General features: G+C 42.0%; 5 protein-coding genes and 1 tRNA gene. All 6 read right to left on the bottom strand.

Translation table 11 applies throughout. The features are described from left to right. Positions 1-124: 124 nt before the first annotated feature. The 6 genes from MUS1_RS12395 to MUS1_RS12370 all read right to left on the bottom strand — a co-directional run bounded on the left by MUS1_RS12395 (position 125) and on the right by MUS1_RS12370 (position 7,103). Positions 125-214, bottom strand: a tRNA-Ser gene (locus MUS1_RS12395). Between the two features lie 70 nt (positions 215-284). Then, positions 285-473 carry a carbon storage regulator CsrA gene (gene csrA / locus MUS1_RS12390; protein ID WP_036163053.1) on the bottom strand — a complete coding sequence of 63 codons (189 nt, stop codon included), beginning with the start codon at positions 471-473 and terminating at the stop codon, positions 285-287. Positions 474-618: 145 nt separating this feature from the next. Continuing rightward, a complete protein-coding gene (locus tag MUS1_RS12385; RefSeq protein ID WP_036163052.1) occupies positions 619-1,863 on the bottom strand; it encodes an aspartate kinase in 1,245 nt (414 codons plus the stop codon). A 45-nt stretch (positions 1,864-1,908) separates the two neighbouring features. Beyond that, positions 1,909-4,527: an alanine--tRNA ligase gene (gene alaS / locus MUS1_RS12380; protein WP_036163051.1), complete on the bottom strand. Its 2,619-nt coding sequence runs from the start codon at positions 4,525-4,527 to the stop codon at positions 1,909-1,911. Positions 4,528-4,739: 212 nt separating this feature from the next. After that, positions 4,740-5,837 (bottom strand): alanine racemase, encoded by a 1,098-nt coding sequence (gene alr, locus MUS1_RS12375; RefSeq protein WP_036163050.1) that lies wholly within the window; start codon positions 5,835-5,837, stop codon positions 4,740-4,742. A gap of 9 nt (positions 5,838-5,846) precedes the next feature. Beyond that, positions 5,847-7,103 (bottom strand): D-amino acid dehydrogenase, encoded by a 1,257-nt coding sequence (locus tag MUS1_RS12370; RefSeq protein WP_036163049.1) that lies wholly within the window; start codon positions 7,101-7,103, stop codon positions 5,847-5,849. Positions 7,104-7,289 lie beyond the last annotated feature (186 nt).

Below are 7,289 nucleotides of genomic sequence, written 5' to 3'. Positions count from 1 at the left end.
GATTCGAACCTCTGACCGCTCGGTTCGTAGCCGAGTACTCTATCCAGCTGAGCTACGGGTGCATAACGATAATTCCAGTCTTTTTTACTCAGAAAGGATAGCTTCTGATAAAGACATACTTGAATGGCGGAGAGTGAGGGATTCGAACCCTCGATGAGTTTCACCCCATACTCCCTTAGCAGGGGAGCGCCTTCGGCCACTCGGCCAACTCTCCAAACAAGTGCGGCGTAGTATATACTGCCAAAAAAACATGTAAAGACTTTTTGAGATTTTTTTTAAAAAAATTACTCTTCGGTATCTTGTCCGTCTTGCTCTTTCTGAATACGAAGATAAATTTCTTCACGATGAACAGAAACATCTTTAGGTGCATTAATACCTATACGAACTTGATTACCTTTCACACCCAATACGGTGACAGATACTTCATCACCAACCATTAATGTTTCACCAACACGACGAGTTAAAATAAGCATAATAATATTTTCCCTGAAATAGCTTCCAACATTTATTTAGATGAATTGCCCTACATGCTATGTAGGGCAATTCCTACAAAATCAATTATAGCTTCTGAATATATATTAAACCATCTCCAAAGACAGGATTTTATGTGTCCAATTGTTACGTCTCGCTCACATCATTTACACAATCACCCAACTTAAAGGCGGAATGTAACGCACGAACGGCCAATTCCATATATTTCTCATCAATAATCACAGACACTTTAATTTCCGATGTAGAAATAAGTTGGATATTTATAGACTCCGCTGCAAGAGCTCTAAACATACTACTCGCCACACCTGCATGTGAACGCATACCCACACCCACAATGGATACCTTCGCTATCTTAGCATCGGAAAGCACTTCAGTAGCGCCCAACTCTTCAGAGATACTATTAAGCGTAGATAAAGCCTGATCATATTCATTACGATGCACAGTAAAAGTAAAGTCCGTTGTGCCATCTACAGAAGATATATTCTGAACGATCATATCGACTTCAATATTAGCATCACTAATAGGCCCTAGAATGCGCGAAGCGATCCCAGGAAGATCAGGAACACCTTTCAATGTTAATTTTGCTTCATCTCTATTGAACGCAATACCAGAAACAGCTGGCTGTTCCATACTTTTATTCCCCTCAGTCGTAATTAACGTGCCTTCACCTTCAACAAAACTCGACAACACCCTTAATGGCACTTGATATTTACCAGCAAACTCCACTGAACGAATTTGTAATATTTTTGAGCCTAAGCTCGCCATTTCCAACATCTCTTCGAAAGTAATTTTATCTAAACGTCGCGCACTGTCGACAACACGAGGATCTGTTGTATAAACACCGTCAACGTCTGTATAAATCTGACACTCATCCGCTTTTAAAGCTGCCGCCAAAGCAACCCCTGTTGTATCAGAGCCACCTCGGCCTAACGTTGTAATATTGCCAAACTCATCCGCTCCCTGAAAACCTGCCGCCACAATAACTCGACCAGCATCCAAATCAGCCCTCATTGCTTCGGTATCTATTTTCTGAATACGAGCTTTACCATGAGCGTTATCAGTCGTAATACGAATTTGCGACCCAGTATAAGAGCGTGCGTCAAGACCGCGCCTCATCAACGCCATAGACAATAGAGCGATGGTTACTTGCTCACCCGTCGACAGCAAAACATCCATCTCTCGAGCACTTGGTGAAGTCGTCACACTTTTCGCAAGATCAATTAGCTTGTTTGTCTCGCCACTCATGGCAGATACAACAACAACGATATCATCGCCCTGCTGTTTATGTTTAAACACCCTATCCGCAACAGCTTCAATACGCTCAACCGTACCAACAGAAGTGCCACCATATTTTTGAACTAACAACGCCATAATCTATCTATTACCTAAATCAAAGCTCAATTAGAGCTGGTCAAGTTAAACTCTTTCAGCAACCCAATCAGGAACTAAAGCAAGCGCTTCTGGCAAGCCATCTGGATTATTACCACCCGCTTGAGCCATATCTGGTCGACCACCGCCCTTACCCTCAACCAAAGGCGCAACCATCTTAATAAGATCGCCTGCTTTTACTTTCTTCGTTAACTCTTTTGTCACACCGGCAATAAGGCTCACTTTACCGTCATGAACTGAAGCTAATAAAACAACTGCAGACTCTAACTTACTTTTCAGCTCATCCAGCAAATCACGTAACTCTTTTGGATCTGCCACATCAACCTGAGCAACCAATAGCTTACCGCCTTCAATATCGACAGCCTGAGACGCCAAATCAGCACCTGCAAGCGCGGCCATTTTACCTTTCAAAAAGTCTAATTCTTTTTGCAAACTACGAGCATGATCATTCAAAGCAATCACTTTATCGAAAGCGTTTTCTTTATTGCCTTTAACCAAGCCTGCAACACCGCCAAGTAAAGATTCAATATGACGAACACTGTCAATTGCCGCTTTACCCGTTAACGCCTCAATTCGACGCACACCAGCAGCAATACCGCTTTCAGCAACTATTTTGAACAAACCTATATCACCTGTACGCTTAACATGCGTACCACCACAAAGCTCAATAGAATAATCCGCACCCATTGTTAGGACACGGACTTCACTGTCGTACTTTTCACCAAACAATGCCATCGCGCCTTTGGCCTTTGCGGATTCAACATCCATAAGGTCAGTTTCAACAGGGCGATTCAAACGAATCTGCTCATTCACCATGTCTTCAATCTGCTCAATCTCAGCTGGCGTTACACCTTCAAAATGAGAGAAATCAAAACGTAAACGTTCAGGATCTACTAAAGACCCTTTCTGAGTCACATGATCACCCAGAATACGACGAAGGGCTTCGTGCATTAAATGCGTGGCAGAGTGATTTAGAGTTGTTGCCATGCGCAAAGAGCGATCGACTTCGCCAGTAACCAAACCACCAACAGAAAGACGACCTTCTTTTAATTCACCCTGATGTAAATGGGCTTTTGCTTGCTTCGTAGTATTCGACACTTTAAAAGCACCTGTTCCACGCAACCAGCCCTTGTCACCAACTTGACCACCTGATTCACCATAGAAAGGCGTGCTTTTCAAAACAACAGCAGCAAACTGACCAGCTTCAATAGAATCGACAGCAACACCGTCAACTAAAATAGATTCAACTTCACACTGAGCATTTAAATTATCGTAACCAGTGAATTCAGTTACGCTATCAATCGTGATGCCGCCAGACATATCCATTGAGAAGTTACTCGCAGAACGCGCACGATTTCGCTGCTCTTCCATGGCTTTATCAAAACCGACTTCATCTATCTCAAGATTATTTTCACGAGCAACATCATTGGTTAAATCCGCTGGAAAACCAAAAGTGTCATACAGCTTGAAAACGGTTTCGCCAGGGATGATTTTTTTATCACCTAGCTGAGAAATCGCTTCCTCAAGGATTTTCATACCTTGATCAAGGGTCTTAGCAAATTGTTCTTCTTCTTTTAGAAGTATAGAGGTCACACGATCTTTAAGCTTACGTAATTCTGGATACGCATCCCCCATTTCAATATCAAGCGCTTCCACCAACTTATGAAAGAAGACTCCTTTTTGCCCCAACTTATTACCGTGACGAACCGCACGACGAATAATACGACGCAATACATAACCACGGCCTTCGTTTGACGGAATCACACCATCCACAATCATGAAAGAACATGAACGAATATGATCGGCAATTACTTTTAATGACTGAGAAGCTAGATCATCTGTACCAACCGCTTTTGCAGAAGCTGCGATTAAATTTTGGAACAAATCGATTTCGTAGTTACTGTGCACATTTTGCAAAATGGCAGCAATTCGCTCTAGCCCCATACCAGTATCGACAGAAGGCTTAGGCAAAGGCGCCATAGTGCCGTCAACAGAACGGTTAAACTGCATGAAAACGACATTCCAGATTTCGATAAAACGGTCGCCATCTTCTTCAGGTGAACCTGGAGGCCCGCCCCAAATATGTTCACCATGATCGTAAAACACTTCAGAACAAGGACCACAAGGGCCGGTATCACCCATCGCCCAGAAATTATCTGACTGGTAACGACCGCCTTTGTTATCACCTATACGAATGATTTTTTCTTTCGGCACACCAATCATTTCATGCCAAAAATCAAAAGCTTCATCGTCGTCTGCATAAACAGTCACAAGAAGCTTCTCTTTTGGTAGTTTCAAAACATCTGTTAGAAACTCCCAAGCATAAGTAATGGCTTCTTTTTTAAAGTAATCGCCAAAGCTGAAGTTACCCAACATTTCAAAGAAAGTATGGTGCCGCGCCGTGTAACCAACATTCTCAAGATCATTGTGTTTACCGCCCGCACGAACACAACGCTGAGACGTCGTTGCACGCGTGTAGGGACGCTGATCTTCACCTAAAAACACATCCTTAAACTGAACCATCCCGGCGTTTGTAAACAGCAAGGTTGGATCATTACCAGGAATCAGAGAGCTAGATTCTACAATCTGATGCTGCTTACTTTCGAAATACGATAAAAATGACTGGCGTAACTCAGAACTCTTCATAATAAGGTGCGTCTCTATCTCTATTTGTCAGGACGAATGGAATTGCGTGAACGGCATATTAACAAGAGCCAATTCTGTGCAACGAAAAGCACAAAATAGTACACTCAAAGGATAGGTGTTTTCAAAAGAAACCGTAGGAATTTAAGGTTATTTTGTACAATTCTTAAACTAAAGCCTCTTTTCCTAATGAATCGAGGCTTTATAAAGAATTATTATTTAATTTCGTGAAGAGTTTGATAACAATAATGAGGGCGAGAAGTCATTCTTGTCACCAACTCATAACCGATTGTACTGGCAAAATCAGCCACCTCTTCTACAGGAACACCTTCTCCCCATAAAACAACCTCTTGACCAATCTCAAGCTGTTGATCTGAGTTTGCCAATTTCACTGTAATCATGTCCATCGAAACTCGCCCAGCCAAAACAGCAGGCATGCCATTTATTTTAAGCGGCGTTCCACCTTGTGCATGGCGAGGATAACCATCACCATAGCCAACGGCAACCGTTGCCAATTGATGACCTTCCGTTGCCACGTAAGATAAACCGTAACCAACCTTGTCTCCCTCTTTTAAGGAACGTACAGAAATAACTTTCGATGACAAAGTCATTGCAGGAACCAAGCCTAGCTGTTGACCCGTCAATTCTGCAAAAGGTGAAATACCATAGAGCATAATTCCTGGACGAATCCACCCACCTTCAGGAACAGACCACTTCATAATGGCTGCAGAGTTCGCAACACTTGCTTCAATTCCACCAATCGCATGACGAGTCCGTTCAAAATACGTTAACTGCTCCATAGTCGTAATATCAGACAAATCATCAGCACAAGCAAAATGAGTCATCAACAACACTTCATCAACTTGACCACTTGCTTTTAGTTTTTCCACCAGCACTTGCGCGCCATCTTTGTCGACGCCCAAACGTCGCATACCAGTATCAAGTTTGACAAAAATCTTTTCAATCTTTGCCTTGCTAGCAAACAACCATTCAAGCTGAATGTCGTTTTCTATTGCTGCCCAAAAACCATGCTGTTCGCACAAAGCCCATTCATCCGCTTCAAAAACCCCTTCGAGCATCATGACAGAAGAAGTAACATTCGAATCACGAAGAGCTATCGCCTCTTCGATTGCCGCAACAGCAAAAGCATCGACTTCATCATCAAGGTGTTGAGCAACTTCAATGGCACCGTGCCCATAAGCATTACTTTTAACAACAGCAAACGCTTTGCAAGTTGGCTGAAGTTTTTTCGCATAACGATAGTTTTGTAAAATCGCATTAAGATCTATCGTTGCGGTTAGTGGTCTTGCCATTTCTAATCCTTACTTCTTATAACGTTCAACAGATAGATCTTGAGAATCAATACCTGTTTTATCGCCTGCTATGATATCTGCAATCACCGCTGCAGAACCACAACTCATTGTCCAACCTAATGTTCCATGCCCTGTATTCAAATACAAACCACCAATACCACTCGCACCAACAACTGGCGTTCCATCGGGTGTCATCGGACGTAATCCTGTCCAATATTCCGCTTCAGCCAAATCACAACCCTGACCAAACAAATCACCTACGACATGGCTAATGGTTTCCGTTCTAGACTTAGGAAGATCTAAATTATAACCCGCCAACTCTGCCGTTCCTGCAGATCGAATACGATCACCAAGACGCGTAACAGCTACTTTGTATGTTTCATCCATAACGGTAGAAATTGGAGCATAGTTAGTATCAGAAATAGGCACAGTCAATGAATAGCCTTTTACAGGGTAAACCGGAATATCAATATCACAGGCTTTTAACAACTCTTTTGAATAACTACCTAAACAAACCAAAACTTTATCAAATTCTTGAAGACCCAATTGAGTCACAACGCCTTCAATCTTATTCGATTTAACACTCAAAGATTTAATGTCCGAATTAAATTGGAAGACAACACCCAGCTCTTCACACGTTTTCTTAAGAGACTGACAAAACAAATAACAGTCGCCTGTTTCATCACCAGTAAGACGCAAACCGCCTTGAAACTTGTCAATCACCGAACTTAACCCTGGTTCAACTTGTGCGATCTGTTCAGGCGTCAACAACTCATGAGGCACACCCAACGCTTTAAGTACCTTGATGTCTTTTTCAGCAGCGTCAACCTGCTCTGCCTTTCTGAACAATTGCAACGTACCACCTTGACCATCTTGATACTGAATACCGATATCTTTTCTCAGCTCAATAAATTGATCTCTGCTATATTCCGCCAACATCATCATTCTGGATTTATTTGTGTTGTAGGCACCATTCGTACACTGGCCCAACATCTTAATCATCCATTCTATTTTCTTAAGCTCAGGTTCTGCACTAATTCTTAATGGAGCGTGCTTTTGCATTAACCATTTAACAGCTTTTAAAGGAACGCCTGGCGCAGCCCAAGGTGCAGAGTAGCCTGGAGAGATTTGCCCAGCATTAGCAAAGCTTGTCTCTAGTGCTACTCCAGCCTGACGATCAACCACCGTCACCTGATACCCCTTTTTAGCCAAATAGTACGCAGAAGTAAGACCAACAACACCAGCCCCTAGCACGCAAATACGCATAACAACGCTCCAAAATTATGTAAAAGTCATATCACCTATATTCACATAAGATATTTAGTTTTATCATCTTATTTATTTAGATATGTTAGAATAAAAAACCACAAAAATAAAAAAATATAGATTTATATAAAATAAATGTAAGTGCGTAATTCAATTGCTAAAATAGCAACATCAAAAAACGCCAAA

It is taken from the genome of Marinomonas ushuaiensis DSM 15871, assembly GCF_000521805.1.
Classification (GTDB): domain Bacteria; phylum Pseudomonadota; class Gammaproteobacteria; order Pseudomonadales; family Marinomonadaceae; genus Marinomonas; species Marinomonas ushuaiensis.
The sequence above is the reverse complement of the archived record's forward strand: the minus strand, read 5'-3'. Positions and strand labels throughout refer to the sequence as shown.

Bases quoted from the DNA above. Each gene is read 5' to 3' on its own strand.
- csrA (WP_036163053.1), bottom strand. From the start codon at position 473: ATGCTTATTTTAACTCGTCGTGTTGGTGAAACATTAATGGTTGGTGAT.
- MUS1_RS12385 (WP_036163052.1), bottom strand. From the start codon at position 1,863: ATGGCGTTGTTAGTTCAAAAATATGGTGGCACTTCTGTTGGTACGGTT.
- alaS (WP_036163051.1), bottom strand. From the start codon at position 4,527: ATGAAGAGTTCTGAGTTACGCCAGTCATTTTTATCGTATTTCGAAAGT.
- alr (WP_036163050.1), bottom strand. From the start codon at position 5,837: ATGGCAAGACCACTAACCGCAACGATAGATCTTAATGCGATTTTACAA.
- MUS1_RS12370 (WP_036163049.1), bottom strand. From the start codon at position 7,103: ATGCGTATTTGCGTGCTAGGGGCTGGTGTTGTTGGTCTTACTTCTGCG.